The sequence below is a fragment of the Candidatus Polarisedimenticolaceae bacterium genome, assembly GCA_036376135.1.
Taxonomy (GTDB): Bacteria; Acidobacteriota; Polarisedimenticolia; order Polarisedimenticolales; family DASRJG01; genus DASVAW01.
In genome coordinates this window covers 1-14,211 of sequence record DASVAW010000094.1, presented here as the reverse complement: position 1 = coordinate 14,211, position 14,211 = coordinate 1, and the positions used below count along the sequence as shown (strand labels likewise).

Below are 14,211 nucleotides of genomic sequence, written 5' to 3'. Positions count from 1 at the left end.
ATTTCCCGCGTTTTCGGCCTTTTATCGCGGGACAGCGGGAATCTAGGTTCCGTGAAAATTTCTGTCAAGGAATCCTGCGGGGTGACAAAAATCCGCAGGAGGATCAGGCACGCTCGGGCTCGGGGGATTTCTTGGGCGGCGGCAGGAAACGGTCCATGAACCTCGTGGAGAGCCGTCCCCGGACGAAGTCCTCGTCCGTGAGGATCCGCTGCTGGAGGCGGACGTTGGTCTTGATCCCCTCCACGACGAAGCTCTCGAGGGCCCGTCGCATGCGGAGGATGGCCTCCCCGCGGGTATTCCCGTGCGCGATCACCTTCGCGATCATGGAGTCGTAGTACGGAGGAATGACCGCCTCCGCGTACGCGGCGGTGTCGACCCGGATGCCCGGGCCCCCGGGGACGTGGAACGTGCGGATCTTCCCCGGACTCGGGGCGAACGTGTCCGGGTCCTCCGCGTTGATCCGGCACTCGATGGCGTGCCCCTGGAGACGAACCTCCTCCTGGGTGAACGAGATCGGGTCGCCGGCCGCGATCCGGATCTGCTCTTTGATCAGGTCGATCCCCGTGACCATCTCGGTGACCGGGTGCTCCACCTGGATGCGCGTGTTCATCTCGATGAAGTAGAACGACCCGTCGACGTCGAGCAGGAACTCCACCGTGCCGGCGTTGACGTACCCCACCGCCCCGGCGGCCCGCAGCGCGGCGTCGGCCATGCGGGCGCGCAACCCGTCGTCGAGGGCGGTCGACGGGGACTCCTCGACGAGCTTCTGGTGCCGCCGTTGCACCGAACACTCGCGCTCGAACAGGTGAAGGAGGTTCCCGTGGGTGTCCCCGAGCACCTGGAACTCGATGTGACGAGGCTGGACGAGGTATTTCTCCATGTAGACGTCCGGAACGCCGAACGCCGCCCCCGCCTCCGTCCGGGCCGCATCGAACATCCGCCCGAGCTCCGACGGCTCCTGCACGATCCGCATCCCGCGCCCCCCGCCTCCCGCGGAGGCCTTAATGAGCACGGGATACCCGATCCGATCGGCGACCTCGGAGGCCGCCCCCTCGTCCTCGACGATGCCGCCGCTTCCGGGGATCGTGGGAACCCCCGCCGCGGTCACGGTACGGATCGCCTCGGCCTTGTCCCCCATGCGCCGGATCACGTCGGGCGGCGGTCCGATGAAGGTGAGCCCGCACTCCCGGCAGACCTCGGCGAAATGCGCCGATTCCGCAAGGAACCCGTATCCGGGGTGCACGGCCTCCGCCCCCGTGATCTCGGCGGCGCTCAGGACCGCCGACACGTTGAGGTAGGAATCGCGATTGGGCGGGGGGCCGATGCAGACGTCCTCGTCGGCGAACTTGACGTGCAGGGAATCGGCGTCGGCGGTCGAGTGGATCGCCACCGTGCGGATGCCCAGCTCCTTGCAGGCGAGGATGATGCGCAGGGCGATCTCGCCGCGATTCGCGATGAGGATCTTGCGGAACACGACGGCGCCCCTAGGCCGGTCGGATCCGGAACAACACTTCCCCGAACTCGACCGGCTGGGCGTTCTGAACGCAGATCTCGACGACCTCGCCGTCGATCTCCGCCTCGATCTCGTTCATCAGCTTCATCGCCTCGATGATGCAGAGCACCTGCCCCTTCTTGACGCGGGAGCCGACCTCGACGAACGGGTCGGAGCCGGGGCTGGGTTGACGGTAGTAGGTGCCGACGATCGGCGAGGCGACGTCGACGAGCCCCGACTCCACCAGGATCGGCGCGGCGGCCACGGCCGGGGGCACGGCGGGCAGGGGCGACGCCGAGGAGGACGCCGGCGCGACGACCTCCGGAGCGGGCGCCCCGGGGACCGCCCCCCCGCCCTTCACGAGGCGGAGCTTGAAGCCCTCGCGCTCGAGCTCGAAGGTCGAGAAGTTGCTGCGCGAGATGAGCTCGATCAGATCGCGGAGCTCTCTGGCTTCCACCGACGCCTCCTGCGGAAAACGGCGGCGAAGCGTACCACCCGCTCCCCGGCGCGGGCAACGACGCTCCGAAGGCGGTTGCGGAAGGGGATCAGGCGAGCTCGGGCTCGAAGGCCGCCGCCGCGAGCCGCACGGCGTGTCGGGCGCGCCCGGACAATCCGCCGGACTCGACCAGCGCGAGGACCGCGTATTCCGTGCCGACGGGCCGGACGACGACGGTCCCGTCCGGAGTGGCCAGGACCATCTCCTCGGGCTCCCCCAATTCGGCGACGCGATGGGCCGCCGCCGCCTTGCGCAGGACGTCGGCCAGCGCCGCGGCGGCCGCCTCGACCGCGTCGCCGTCGCCGCTCCCGGCGCGCGCGATCACGACGCCGTCGAGGCCGATCAGCGCGGCGTCACGGACCTCGGGGGAGTCCTTGCGCAGCTTCTCCAGAGGGCGATCGAAGTTCATGCGTTCCCGCTCCGGTTGGCGCGCACGCGCTCGAGCCATGCCGTCAGCCGCTCCCGGGGGCCGAGCGCGGGCGCGAGGCCGAGTCGGGCGCGGAAACTCTCACGAAGGTCGTCGGCGGCCGCGGTCGTCGGCGCGTCGGGAACGGGCTCGTCCGCTTCTCGCGACGGCGCGTCGCCGTGCGATCCCAGCGTCGTGAGCAGCTCGCGGGCGGCGGAGTCCTCGGGGTCGCGATCGAGGATCGCCCGCGCGATGCGGCGCGCCCCCGTCAGGTCGCCCTGAGCGGCGCGGATCCGGGCGTGGGTGAGCGTCTCGAAGCCGGACAACGCGCCTCACCTCGCTCTGAAACGACGGGCCCCTCCGCGAGCTTCGCTCGCGGAGGGGCCCCGGGGAATCGGACGCAACGCTACTGGCAGGAACCGATCGAGAGCGTCCGGCCCAGGCCGAGGGCGCTCACCGGGGTGCCGTCCACGGTCTCCCCGTGGAAGCGCATGTACAGGTTCGCGGTGTGCCCTTCCTTGTCGGGCGTGAGATCGCCCAGCAGGATCGCGCTGAACTGCGTGGTGAACGACCCGTTCGCGGGCACGGTGCCCGGGAGGAGGATCACGCGATCGGGCGTCGGGGCGACGAGGGCGTCATCCCACGTGTAGGCGACCTGCAGGTACAGGTTCCGGATGTCGTTGAACGGCGACGTCACCGCGAATTCGTTCTTCGGCTTGTTGAACAGCTGGGCCGTCGCGTCGGTGACGGTGAAGGTGCACACGCCGGTCAGCTGATCGATCTGCCCCTGGATCGGGGGGATCGTGATCGTGCCGGTCTCGAGCACGACGTCGGCGCTGTCGCCGTCGTCGAGCTGGGTGCTGTTGCACGCCGGAAGCTGGAGCAACGCGGCGGCCGCGAGAAGTACCGAGAGGATGCGGAGTTGATGGCGCATGGATCAGGCCTCCCTAGCCGACCTTGAGAATCTTGGGCGTGAGGAAGATGAGCAGCTCACGGTTGGTGTTGGTCACGACCTTGTTCCGGAACAGCCACCCGACGCCGGGGAGCTTGCGGAACCAGGGCACGCCCACGTCGCTGACGCCTTCGTTGACCACGAAGATGCCGCCGATGACCGCCGTCCCGCCGTCCCCGACGAGGATCTTGGTCTGGGCGCGCTGCGTGGTGATCGGGGGCACGTCGCCGACGCGGTTCAGGAAGTCCGGCTGGTTGTTCTCGACCGTCACGTCCATGATCACGGTGCCTTCCGCGGTGATCTGCGGCGTCACGGACAGGCGCAGCGACGCGGAGACGAACTCCACGTTGATCTCGGTCGCGGTCGTGTTCACGACGGGGATGCGAACGCCCTGCTCGATCTCGGCCTTCTCGTTGTTCTGCGTCGCGATCTTCGGGGAACTGAGGATCCGGCCCCGGCCCTCGGTCTCCAGCGCATTGAGGGCGAGGTCGAGGGTGAACGAGTCGAGGATGTTGCCGAACTTGAAGTTGATCGCGTTCGCGCCGCCCTCGCCGGGCAGATTCAGGGCGTACTTGACGGATGCGTTGCGCGGGAAATTGAGGCGGGTCGCCGTGCCGCGCGAGGCGTCCGCGATCGCGTTGAAGCCCCACTTCACGCCCACGTCCTGGGAGAAGTCCTTGGACGTCTCGACGATCCGCGCCTCGATCATGACCTGCGGCGTCTCGGCGTCGAGCGTGTCGATCAGGACGTCGAGGGGCTCGATGCGCTTGGGAATGTCGCTGACGATCAACGCGTTGGTGCGCTCGTCGACGATCACCTTGCCGCGCGCCGAGAGGATGCCGCCGTTCTTGATCACGTTCTCCACGTCCTTCGCCTTCGCGTAGGAGAGGGTCCGCGTGATCGTGACCGGTTCGACCTCGAGCTCGCGGTTCTCGCGGAGCGCCTTGCGCGCCTGAGCCTCCGACGCGAGCTTCTGCGTCGTCGCGATGCGGATGACGTTGTTCTCGAGGACCTTGTCGAGCCCGTTGTTCTTCAGGATGATGTCGAGGGCCTGGTCCCACGGCACGTTGTCGAGCACGATCGTGACCTTGCCGTCGACGCCGGGGTCGAGGACGAAATTCAGGCCCGAGATCTCGTGGAACAGCCGGAAGATCTGCTTGATGTCGGTGTCCACGAGGTTCATCGAGATGCGCTTGCCGGAGTAGACCGGGGCATCCGACGAGATCGTCTTGGTGTCGAAGCTCCCCTGGGGGACGCGCAGCGCCGAGGACTCGGGCTCCGCCGCGAGGGCCGGTTGCCGGAGAAGCGCGTCGACGGCCTCCGGGGCGAGCGCGCGGGAGGCGGCGACCGGCTCGGCGGCCGGCGGCTCGGCGGCCGGAGCCGCCTTGGCGGACTCGACGGCGGCCGCCGCGGGGGCGAACTCCACGACGAGGCCGAACGCCTCCTCGCGGATCGTCCACGCCACGTCCCCCTCGAGGTCGAAGACCACCCGCGAGACGGCGTCCGGCTGACGCCGGAACTGGCCCGCGCGGACGCGGACCACGCCGCCCTCGGCGACGGCGACCTGCGGGGCGGAGAGCCTGCTCGTCACCCCCTTCAGGTCCACCACCAGGCGCTTCGGGTTCTCGAGCGTCTGCGTGTCGAACGCGAAGGCGCCGTCGCCGGCGAGCGTCACCCGCGGCCGGCCTTCACCCTCCGTGCCGACGACGATTTCGCTCAGGACGGAGGCGCGGGCCGCCTTCCCCTCGGCCGCGGCTTCGGCCTGCGGCCCTGTCGCGGGCGCGGCAGCCTCGCCGGTCTCGGCGATCGCGAGGCCGGCCAGCGCGCACGCGGCCAGCGCGGCCGGGAACCACTTGCCGTACTTACTCATTGGCCTTCTCCTCTTCCACGTCCACGGGCGTCAGCCGCTTGACCACGTCGCGGTACGGCTTGATGAGCCTCGGATCGTCGACCTGCTGCCGGAACGTCACGCTTCCCGACGCGGGATCGATGGCGAGCACCGTCCCGTCGTAGACCTCGTCGCCCGCGCGCAGGAAGTAACCCTTGTTGTCGGAACCGATGAAGACCGCCACGTTCCCACCCTGAGCGTCGCGCACGATGCCGGTGAGGTCGATCTCGCTCACGAGCATCCCGGCGACGCCCCTCGGGCGAGGCCCCTTCTTCCGGGCGCTGATCTCGTCGGTCAGCGAGCGGAACGGGTCGCGCCGCCCTCCGGGATCGTAGGAGAAGCGCTGACCGCTCAGGAGCTCCTCCTGCTGCCGGAGGATCGTCTCGACGGTCTGCTGCCCCTCCTTCTGCGTCTCGCTCGACGGCGCCTGCCCCTGCTGCTCCGGCGCCGACGCGCCGGGCGTGGCGCCCTGGGGGAACGCCGGCGTCGTCGCCGCGGCGGCGAGCGTGAGCACGACGGCGGCCGCCCAGAACATCGCGTTGCGGGCCCTCATCGCTGCCCCTCCGAAGCCACGGCGGCCTGTTCGTCGTACACGAAGGTCGTCGCGGTGAACGTCGCGCGAATGGTCTTCTCGCTCCCCGGCGGGGTCGCGGCCATGCGCAGGTTGTCGACGTTGATGATGCGCGAGTACTTGCTGACGCGATCGAGGAAGATGCCCAGGTCGTGGTAGCGCCCCACGACGTCCATGTCGATCGGGAAGTCCTTGTAGAAGTCGCGCGGCACCAGATTCCCCGGAGCGAAGACCTTCAGCTCCAGGTTCGACTGGTCGCTCATGTTCTTGATCCAGCGCAGCAGATCCCCGGTCTCGGTGCCGGTCGGAAGGATCTGCTGGATGTCGCCGAGCTTGCGCTGGAGGTTCGCGACCTCGCGCTCGAACTCGGGGAGCTTCTGCTCGATCGCCCGACCCTCGCGGATCTTCGCGTCGAGCTGCTCGATGTCGGCGTGCAGGACCGCGATCTCCTCGCGCATGCCCTGGATGCCCATGAAGTACACCGCGGCGACGATCAGCGCGGCCAACGCCAGCGCGAGCGCCACCTGGCCCCAGAACGGAAGTTTCTCCAGCATCGCTTCGACTCCCTCGTCCTTTCGCCCGTCGTCCCGGGGTCAGCCCTTGGTCGCCGGCGCCGGGGTCGACGCGGGCGCCTCGGGAGCCGGTGCCGACGTCGCGGCGGCTTCGGCCGGAGCCTGGTAGGTGCACGTGAGGCTGAACGTGACGCCCTCGGTGATCTCCGACGTGCGCCCGAGGACGACGTTCTGGAACTGCCCCGACGCGATGAGGTTGTCGTAGAAGTTCGACACCGCGTTGTAGGTCGTCGCCTTGCCGGCGATCTGGACCTGGTTGGAGGCGGCGGTCATGGAGTCGAGCCAGAGGAAGTCGGGGAGGTTCCGCGACACCTGGTCGAGGATGTGGACCGGAACGCTCTGCTTCTTCTTGAGCTCGGTGATCAGGTTGATCTTGCGCTCGAGCAGCTCCTTCTGGCGCTTGAACTCGTCCGCCTTCTTGCGGATCTCGACCAGTCGCGCCACCTCGGCCTCGGCCTCGCGCTTGCGCTCCTGCTGGGCCTTCAGCTCGTTGCTCGTCATCAGGTACCAGCCGCCCGCGACGAGCACGCCGACGAGCAACACGCCGAGCAGGAGGATGTTCGAGCCGCCGGAGAATCCCTCGAGCTTCAGGCCGGCGCCGGGCGCCTTCGCCTTCGCGGCCTTCCGTTCGGCGAGCAGGTTGATCTTGATCATCGGTTCAATCCCCGATCTTTCGGAGCGCGAGACCGACCGCCACCGAGGCCGTCGGCGCCATCTCGTGAACGATCTCCGGACTCACGTCCCGGCCGGCGGGCTGGATCTTCCGGAACGGGTTGAGGAGCTCCACCTGGGTCTTGAGCCGCTCCCCCAGGGACTCCTTCAGGTGCACGACCTGGGCGGAGCCGCCGGTGAGGTAGAGACGGTCCAGGGGCTCGTCCGTCGCCGAGATCTGCTTGAAGAAGTCGAGCGTCTTCTGGATCTCGGAGCCGACGTCCTCGTTGGCCCCGGAGAGGATCGGCAGGACGCGCTCGTACGGGATGCCGTCGATCTCCTCGCCCCTCTTCAGGCGCTCGGCCTGCTCGGCGGAGAGGTTGAGCTCCTTCTGGACGGCGTCGGTGTACTGGTTGCCCCCGATGTTGATGTCGCGCCAGTAGACCGAGGTCCCGCCGTGGAGCACCGAGATCGAGCTGACCGCCGCGCCCACGTCCACGAGTGCGATGATCTGGTGGGGCTCGAACTCGTAATTGGCCTCGAATGCGTTCTGCAACGCGAATGCGGCGATGTCGACCGTGGTCGGCTGGAGGCCGGCCTGCGTCACGACGCTCGTGTAGTCGTTGATCTTGTCCTTCTTCGAGGCGGCGAGCAGGACGTCCATGTTCCCCTCGCCCGAGAGCGAGGAACCCTCGAGGATCTGGTAGTCCAGATTGACGTCCTCGATGTCGAACGGGATGTACTGCTCGGCCTCCCAGTGGATCGACTCGGCGAGCTCCGCCTCGCTCATCGTCGGCAGGCTGATCCGCTTGACGATCACCGAGTGGCCCGACAATGCGGTTGCCACCTGGTTGTTCTTGATCCGGAGCCTCTGGAAGAGCCGCTGGATGGCCTCGATCACCATCTGGGAGTCCATGATGGCGCCATCCACGATGGCATCCGGGGACAACGGCTCCCAGCCGGCTTTGGCCAAGGCGTAACCCCGGCCTTTTCCTAGGTCTTTCAGCTCGACGACCTTGATGGAACTGTCGCCGATGTCCAGTCCGACCAGGTTACGGCTGCGTCCGAAGAACATGGTTGCCTCGCCCCTTCCACATGCGTTCGAGTCAGGGGTGAAAAGCCCTAACCCCAACTGTCGCCTAAACCTAAGGCACCGAAACTCGGGGAGTCAAGCCGAAAACAACCCCTGCTCCACTCCTCGACATGCACCTTCGAGCCGGGAGAATTCCGCCTCCGCCGCGACCATCGGTTGGCGGCGCCGTCGGCTTTTTACGGAGCTTCCACAATCGCACGCGGCACAAATATAGGAGGCGGTTCGACGAAAGCAACCATGGACATGGCGTCCGGACGACTGTACGCATTCGGTCATCGCCCTAGGCATGCGAGCCGCGCAAATCGCGGACCTCGAGCGACCCCCGGGCCGTCTTGACAACCGTGGACCCCTCCAATAGGATTTCGCGGCTTTTGAGCGGAATCAGGAGTCGAGCCATGGCCAGGGTATGCACGCTCTGCGGGAAGAAGACGATCTTCGGGAACACCGTGTCCCACGCGCACAACGTGAGCTCGCGCACGTTCATGCCGAACCTGCAGCGCGTCCGCGTTCACCTCGAGCGCGGGGGCACGCGCCGGATGCGCGTCTGCACCCGGTGCATCCGCACGGGCGCGATCCGCAAGACCGTCCGCTGAGGCGACCCCTCTCCCCTACTTCAGGATCGCGATCGCGTCGATCTCGACGCGTGCACCCTTCGGCAGCTTGGACACCTCGACGGTGACCCGCGCGGGGCGCATCCCCGTGAACATCTCGCCGTAGACGCGGTTCATCGCCTCGAACTCGCCGAGGTCGGTGAGGTAGACGGTCGCGCGGACCACGCGGTCCATGCTCGATCCCGCCTCCGCCAGGATCGCCGCGATGTTGCGCAGGACCTGCCGGGTCTGCTCCTCCACACCCCCGTCCACCAGCTGGCCGGAGGCGGGGTCGAGCGGGATCTGTCCGGACACGAACACGAGATTGTCCGCGACGATCGCCTGGGTGTACGGCCCCACGGCGGCGGGCGCCCGATGGGTGTTGACGGGTCGTCTCACGATACCTCCCTGCGGCGCGCTCAGCGGAGCACGCGCTCCACGTCCCGGACGCCTTCGATCTTCCGGATGCGGGCCATGACCCTCTCCATCTGCTGCCGGTCGGCCACCGCGAGGGTCAGGTCGATGCGGGCGTCCTTCGCTTCGAACGTCTTCGCGTCCACGTTGCGGATGTTGGCCTTCTCGTCGGCGATCGCCGAGACGATCTTCGCGAGGAGTCCCTGCCGGTCCTGCACGTCGAGCGAGAGCTTGACGTCGTAGAGCGCGCGGTCGCCCTCCGCTCCGTCCCACTCGACGTCGATCCGTCGCTCCGGGTCGTACATGAGCGACTGGAGGTTCGGGCAGTGGACCGAATGCACCGTCACGCCCCTGCCCCGGCTGATGTACCCGACGACCTCCTCGCCGCGCACCGGGTTGCAGCACTTCGACAGCGTCACGAGGGCGTCGTCGAGCCCCCGCACCTTCACCCCGCGGTCCCCGATGCCCAGCGCCCGCTTCACCACCCGCGCCACGGGGCCGTCGGGTTTGGGAGCCTGAAGCTCCGACGGCGGAACGAGCGAGGCGAGGAGCTGGTGCGGGGTGACCTTCCCGTAGCCGACGGCGGCGAGGTAGTCGTCCAGGCTCGAGAAGCCGATGCGCCGCAACGCCTCCCCGCTCGCCGAATCGAGGTCCTTCGCGGGCCGCCGGTACTTCCGGAACTCCTTCTCGACGAGCTCCCGGCCCAGGTCGATCGCCCGGGCGCGCTCGTTGGCGTTGAGCCATGCGCGGATCTTCCCGCGCGCCCGGGAGGTCCGCGCGAACGCGAGCCAGTCCCGGCTCGGTTTCGCGGCGGGCTGCGTGAGGATCTCGACGATGTCGCCGTTCTGCAGCTCCGTGCGCAGGGGCACGATGCGACCGTTGACTTTCGCGCCCGAGAGCCGGTGGCCGACCTCGGTGTGGATGCCGTAGGCGAAGTCCACGGGAGTCGCCCCGCGCGGGAAGGAGAGCACCTTCCCCTTCGGCGTGAAGGTGTAGACCTCCTCGGGGTAGAGGTCCACCTTGACGAGCTCGAGGAACTCGCGGGAGTCCTTGGTCTCCTTCTGCCACTCGAGGATCTGACGGAGCCACGTCACGTTCTCGCCGTCGCGTGCGGCGACCGAGCCGCCCTCCTTGTACTGCCAGTGCGCGGCGATGCCGTCCTCGGCGACCCGGTGCATCTCGTGCGTCCGGATCTGGACCTCGAAGGGCTGGCCGACTTCGGTCATGACCGAGGTGTGCAGCGACTGGTACATGTTCGGCTTGGGCATCGCGATGAAGTCCTTGATCCGTCCCGGCACGGGGGACCAGACCGAATGCACGATGCCCAGCGCCCCGTAACAATCGCGGACGCTGTCGGTGAGGATGCGGAAGGCGACGTAGTCGTAGACCTGGTCCACCTCGATGCGCTGGCGCCGGATCTTCTTGTGGATCGAGGCGATGTTCTTGACCCGGCCGTAGATCTGGGCGCGGATCCCCTGCTCCTCGAGGGCCTCCGAGAGCTTCCCGCGGATCTCTCCGATGAAGGCCTCGCTGGCGTTGCGCCGCGCCTCGAGGGCGCGCTGGAGCGACTCGTGGGCCTCGGGCTCCAGGTAGCGGAAGGCGAGGTCCTCGAGCTCGGTCTTGACGCGGCCGATCCCGAGGCGGTTCGCCAGCGGCGCGTAGATCTCGGCGGTCTCCCGGGCGATGCGCTCCCGCTTGTCCGCGTCGAGGTGCTCGAGCGTCCTCATGTTGTGCAGCCGGTCGGCGAGCTTGACGAGGATCACCCGGATGTCGTCCACCATCGCGAGGATCATCTTGCGGAGATTCTCGGCCTGGGCCTGTTCCCGCGTCTGGAACTGGAGCTTGGAGATCTTGGTCACGCCGTCGACGAGGTGGGCGACGTCGGCCCCGAAATACGACGCGACCATCTCGGGGGTGGTGAGGGTGTCCTCGACCACGTCGTGGAGGAGCCCGGCGACGACGCTCGAGACGTCGAGGTGGAGCTCCGCCAGGATGTACGCCACCTCGAGGGGGTGGATGAGGTAGGGCTCGCCCGACCGTCGGACCTGGTTGCGATGCTCGCGCGCGGAGAAGACGTACGCCTTCCGCAGAAGCGAAAGGTCCGCCTGCGGGCTGTACGACTCGACCCGCTCGACGATGTCCTCGAACCGGCGCACGCGGCGTCCCTGCCTTCCCGAGGGGGATTATAGGCAGGCGCCGGACGAACGCGTCAGGCCTTCCCGGACGTCCGCACCTTCCGGGCGGCCGGCTTCGCGGGCGCGGCCGCCCCCGTCTTGCCGCCCTCCGTCGCGCGGCGCGAGATCCACTCGCGCCACGCCACGAGCACGGGCGACGCGACGTAGATCGACGAGTATGTCCCGATCACGATCCCCATCACGAGCACGATGGAGAAGTCGCGGAGCGCCGGGCCGCCGAGGAAGAAGAGCGACAGGCAGCAGATCCACGTCAACGAGGAGGTCAGCATCGTCCGGCTCAGGGTCTGGTTCAGCGAGTCGTTGATGAGGACCCGGAGGGTCGGCAACTCGCCCCCTCGAAGCTTGATGTTCTCGCGAACGCGGTCGAACACCACGACGGTATCGTTCACCGAGTAGCCGATCAGGGTCAGGAACGCGGCGACGACGGGCAGGCTCATCTCGAAGTCGAACAACGAGAACATTCCCAGCGTCACGATCGTGTCGTGCACGAGGGCGATGACCGCGGCGGCGCCCCACTGGAACTCGAACCGGATCCAGATGTACACGAGCATTCCGGCGAGCGACCCGAAGATCGCCCACATCGCCTTTGTGACGATCTCCTCGCCGATGACCGGTCCGATATACGACTGACCGCGGAGCGCGAGCTGGGCGCCGTCCCGCTGCAGCGCGGTCACGATCTCCTTGGAGATGTCCCGCTCCGCGCTCCCCTCGGCGAGGGGAACACGGATGTAGACCTCGTTCTCCTCGGCCTTGCCGATGGAGGTCACGACCGCGCCGGTGAACCCCGAGCGCTCGAGGATCGCGCGGACCGCGCCGATGTCGGGCTTCGAGGCGTACTGGACCTGGACCTCGGTGCCGCCCGTGAACTCGATCCCCTTGTGGAGACCCTTCGTGGACAGCACCGCCACGGCGAGGACCACCATGGCGATGGAGACGCCGGCCCAGATCTTGGTCTTGCCGACGAAGTCGAACTTGGGTTCATGGAAGAACTCGAACACGGTAACCTCCGGTCCGCCGTCGCTAGATGCTCAGCGATTCGACCTTTCGGTCGCCGAGGACGAGGTCGTAGATCACGCGCGACACGAAGACCGCGGTGAACATCGACAGGATCAGGCCGATCACGAGCGTCACCGCGAACCCGCGGACGGGGCCGGTGCCGTACGTGAAGAGGAAGAAGGCGGAGATGAGGGTCGTGGCGTGCGTGTCGATGATCGTCCCGAAGGCGCGCTGGAATCCCTGCTCGATCGCGGACCGCACCACCTTGCCCGCCCGCAGCTCCTCGCGGATGCGCTCGAAGATGAGGATGTTGCTGTCGACGGCCATTCCGACGGTCAGGATCAGGCCGGCGATCCCGGGAAGCGTGAGCGTCGCGCCGAAGTAGCCGAGGGCCCCGAGCAGGAGCACGACGTTCATCAGGAGCGCCACGACCGCGTTCACCCCGGACAGCCGGTAGTAGATGAACATGAACGCCGCCACGCCCACGAAGCCCACGATCGACGCCAGCACGCCGGCCCGGATCGAGTCGCGGCCGAGCGACGGCCCGACGGTGCGCTCCTCGATGATGGAGACGTTCGCCGGGATCGCGCCGGAGCGCAGCTTGAGCGCCAGGTCCTCGGCGGACTTGACGTCGAAGGAGCCGGAGATCTGGCCGCGGTCCCGGATCTCGTCGCGGATCACCGGCGCCGAGATCACCTCGCGTCGGAGGCTGTTGCCGAGGACGATCGCCATCTTCTTGCCGACGTATTCGCGGGTCGCCGAGCCGAAACGGCGGCCGGCTTCGGGCGTGAGCTGGAAGTCGACCGTCGAGCGCCCGAGTTGGTCGGCGCCGCGATTGGCCGAGCGGAGATCGTTCCCGACGACGACGGACACGGAGCTGAGCGGCCAGTAGATCTGGGCCGTGCCGCCGCCTTCGGCGGACGCGAAACGCTGGCCGATCAGCTCGACGCCCGCGGGCAGCGAGCCCCCGAACATCTGGCGTACGGCTTCTTCGGAGGCCGGTGGGATCCACTGGCCGTAGTCGACGACTCCCGGCGGGTAGATGACGGCCTTCCACTCGAGCCGGGCCGGGTCCTGCAGGATCTCCTTGGCGCGTTGCGGGTCCTCGACGCCCGGGAGCTGAATGAGGATGCGGTCGCCCGCCGCTCCCTGCTTCTGGACGATGGGCTCCTTCACGCCGAGCGCGTCCACGCGGTTCCGAAGCGTCTCGAGAGTCGCGTCGACCGCGAGGCGCTCCGTCGCCGTGCGAAGCGTCGGCGGCATCTCGGCGCGCAGGCCGCCGGCGGTCGCGCCGAGGCTCCACTGGCCCACCCAGTCCTTCATGATCTGGTCCGCGTCGGCCATCCGGGCGGCATCGACGCCGACGACCTCGATCACTCCCGGTTCCGGTGAGGCGACCGAACCGAAGGCGATTCCCTTCTCCTTGAGCGCCTGGCCGATGCGGCTGACATTGAGGCTCACCTCGTTCGTGACGGCGGACTCGGTGTCCACCTGCATGACGATGTGCGAGCCGCCGCGCAGGTCGAGGCCGAGGCTGATCTTCTCCTCGGGCGGGTAGAAGAGGAAGACGGAGAGGGCGAGAAGCCCTCCGATCAGCGAGAGTTTCCAGTGAAGAGGCTTCATCGACGGACCTCCGGCCTACTCCGGCCGCTCCTGCATTCCGGAGATGGCGGATTTCGCGACCTCGATCTTGACCTGGTCGGCGATCCGGAGCTGCACCTTCTGCTCCTCGACGCCGACCACCGTTCCGAAGATGCCGCCGGTGGTGACGACACGGTCGCCGTTCTTCAGATTGTCGAGCATCTCCTGATGGCGCTTCTGGCGCTTGCGCGCCGGGAGGATCACGAGGAAATAAAAGACGCCCACGATCAGGAGGATCTGGACGACCAGCACCA

Annotated in this window: 16 protein-coding genes; 1 reads left to right on the top strand and 15 read right to left on the bottom strand. The window is 67.9% G+C overall.

Annotated features, from left to right (window positions below; all coding sequences use genetic code 11):
* Nucleotides 1-103: 103 nt before the first annotated feature.
* The 10 genes from accC to pilM form a co-directional block, all read right to left on the bottom strand.
* On the bottom strand, nt 104-1,474 hold the full coding sequence (gene accC, locus VF139_09425; protein HEX6851615.1) for an acetyl-CoA carboxylase biotin carboxylase subunit: 1,371 nt from the start codon (nt 1,472-1,474) through the stop codon (nt 104-106).
* A 10-nt stretch (nt 1,475-1,484) separates the two neighbouring features.
* On the bottom strand, nt 1,485-1,949 hold the full coding sequence (gene accB / locus VF139_09420; GenBank protein ID HEX6851614.1) for an acetyl-CoA carboxylase biotin carboxyl carrier protein: 465 nt from the start codon (nt 1,947-1,949) through the stop codon (nt 1,485-1,487).
* A gap of 88 nt (nt 1,950-2,037) precedes the next feature.
* A complete protein-coding gene (locus VF139_09415) occupies nt 2,038-2,397 on the bottom strand; it encodes a roadblock/LC7 domain-containing protein (protein HEX6851613.1) in 360 nt (119 codons plus the stop codon).
* Complete coding sequence (locus VF139_09410) at nt 2,394-2,720, bottom strand: hypothetical protein (protein HEX6851612.1); 327 nt, start codon at nt 2,718-2,720, stop codon at nt 2,394-2,396. Before VF139_09410 ends, VF139_09415 begins: the two co-directional genes overlap by 4 nt.
* An 80-nt stretch (nt 2,721-2,800) precedes the next feature.
* Nucleotides 2,801-3,328 carry a hypothetical protein gene (locus VF139_09405; GenBank protein ID HEX6851611.1) on the bottom strand — a complete coding sequence of 176 codons (528 nt, stop codon included), beginning with the start codon at nt 3,326-3,328 and terminating at the stop codon, nt 2,801-2,803.
* A 13-nt stretch (nt 3,329-3,341) separates the two neighbouring features.
* The gene (gene pilQ, locus VF139_09400; protein ID HEX6851610.1) at nt 3,342-5,216 is read right to left on the bottom strand and encodes a type IV pilus secretin PilQ; all 1,875 of its coding nucleotides are present in this window, start codon (nt 5,214-5,216) and stop codon (nt 3,342-3,344) included.
* The gene (locus VF139_09395) at nt 5,209-5,787 is read right to left on the bottom strand and encodes a hypothetical protein (GenBank protein ID HEX6851609.1); all 579 of its coding nucleotides are present in this window, start codon (nt 5,785-5,787) and stop codon (nt 5,209-5,211) included. Before VF139_09395 ends, pilQ begins: the two co-directional genes overlap by 8 nt.
* Nucleotides 5,784-6,359: a type 4a pilus biogenesis protein PilO gene (gene pilO / locus VF139_09390; protein ID HEX6851608.1), complete on the bottom strand. Its 576-nt coding sequence runs from the start codon at nt 6,357-6,359 to the stop codon at nt 5,784-5,786. The genes VF139_09395 and pilO overlap by 4 nt, the downstream gene beginning before the upstream one ends.
* A gap of 39 nt (nt 6,360-6,398) precedes the next feature.
* Nucleotides 6,399-7,031, bottom strand: a complete 633-nt coding sequence (locus tag VF139_09385) for a PilN domain-containing protein (GenBank protein HEX6851607.1) — start codon at nt 7,029-7,031, stop codon at nt 6,399-6,401.
* Nucleotides 7,032-7,035: 4 nt separating this feature from the next.
* Nucleotides 7,036-8,103, bottom strand: a complete 1,068-nt coding sequence (gene pilM / locus VF139_09380) for a type IV pilus assembly protein PilM (protein ID HEX6851606.1) — start codon at nt 8,101-8,103, stop codon at nt 7,036-7,038.
* A 413-nt stretch (nt 8,104-8,516) separates the two neighbouring features.
* Between pilM and rpmB the strand changes: the two genes are divergently transcribed.
* Entirely contained in the window at nt 8,517-8,714 is a 198-nt protein-coding gene (rpmB, locus tag VF139_09375) for a 50S ribosomal protein L28 (protein ID HEX6851605.1), read from the top strand.
* Nucleotides 8,715-8,729: 15 nt separating this feature from the next.
* On the opposite strand, the gene VF139_09370 is transcribed toward rpmB, so the two are convergent.
* The 5 genes from VF139_09370 to yajC all read right to left on the bottom strand — a co-directional run.
* Complete coding sequence (locus VF139_09370; GenBank protein HEX6851604.1) at nt 8,730-9,110, bottom strand: RidA family protein; 381 nt, start codon at nt 9,108-9,110, stop codon at nt 8,730-8,732.
* Between the two features lie 20 nt (nt 9,111-9,130).
* A complete protein-coding gene (locus tag VF139_09365) occupies nt 9,131-11,281 on the bottom strand; it encodes a bifunctional (p)ppGpp synthetase/guanosine-3',5'-bis(diphosphate) 3'-pyrophosphohydrolase (protein HEX6851603.1) in 2,151 nt (716 codons plus the stop codon).
* A gap of 53 nt (nt 11,282-11,334) precedes the next feature.
* Nucleotides 11,335-12,318, bottom strand: coding sequence for a protein translocase subunit SecF (gene secF / locus VF139_09360; protein ID HEX6851602.1), 984 nt, complete (start codon nt 12,316-12,318; stop codon nt 11,335-11,337).
* Nucleotides 12,319-12,340: 22 nt separating this feature from the next.
* Nucleotides 12,341-13,939 carry a protein translocase subunit SecD gene (gene secD, locus VF139_09355; protein HEX6851601.1) on the bottom strand — a complete coding sequence of 533 codons (1,599 nt, stop codon included), beginning with the start codon at nt 13,937-13,939 and terminating at the stop codon, nt 12,341-12,343.
* A gap of 15 nt (nt 13,940-13,954) precedes the next feature.
* Nucleotides 13,955-14,211, bottom strand: a 257-nt coding sequence (gene yajC / locus VF139_09350; GenBank protein ID HEX6851600.1) for a preprotein translocase subunit YajC, incomplete at its 5' end; no start/stop codon positions are given.

Coding starts and splice junctions, on each gene's coding strand:
- pilO (HEX6851608.1), bottom strand. CDS start 6,359: ATGCTGGAGAAACTTCCGTTCTGGGGCCAGGTGGCGCTCGCGCTGGCG.
- VF139_09395 (HEX6851609.1), bottom strand. CDS start 5,787: ATGAGGGCCCGCAACGCGATGTTCTGGGCGGCCGCCGTCGTGCTCACG.
- VF139_09385 (HEX6851607.1), bottom strand. CDS start 7,031: ATGATCAAGATCAACCTGCTCGCCGAACGGAAGGCCGCGAAGGCGAAG.
- VF139_09405 (HEX6851611.1), bottom strand. CDS start 3,328: ATGCGCCATCAACTCCGCATCCTCTCGGTACTTCTCGCGGCCGCCGCG.
- secD (HEX6851601.1), bottom strand. CDS start 13,939: ATGAAGCCTCTTCACTGGAAACTCTCGCTGATCGGAGGGCTTCTCGCC.
- rpmB (HEX6851605.1), top strand. CDS start 8,517: ATGGCCAGGGTATGCACGCTCTGCGGGAAGAAGACGATCTTCGGGAAC.
- pilQ (HEX6851610.1), bottom strand. CDS start 5,216: ATGAGTAAGTACGGCAAGTGGTTCCCGGCCGCGCTGGCCGCGTGCGCG.
- VF139_09415 (HEX6851613.1), bottom strand. CDS start 2,397: ATGAACTTCGATCGCCCTCTGGAGAAGCTGCGCAAGGACTCCCCCGAG.
- pilM (HEX6851606.1), bottom strand. CDS start 8,103: ATGTTCTTCGGACGCAGCCGTAACCTGGTCGGACTGGACATCGGCGAC.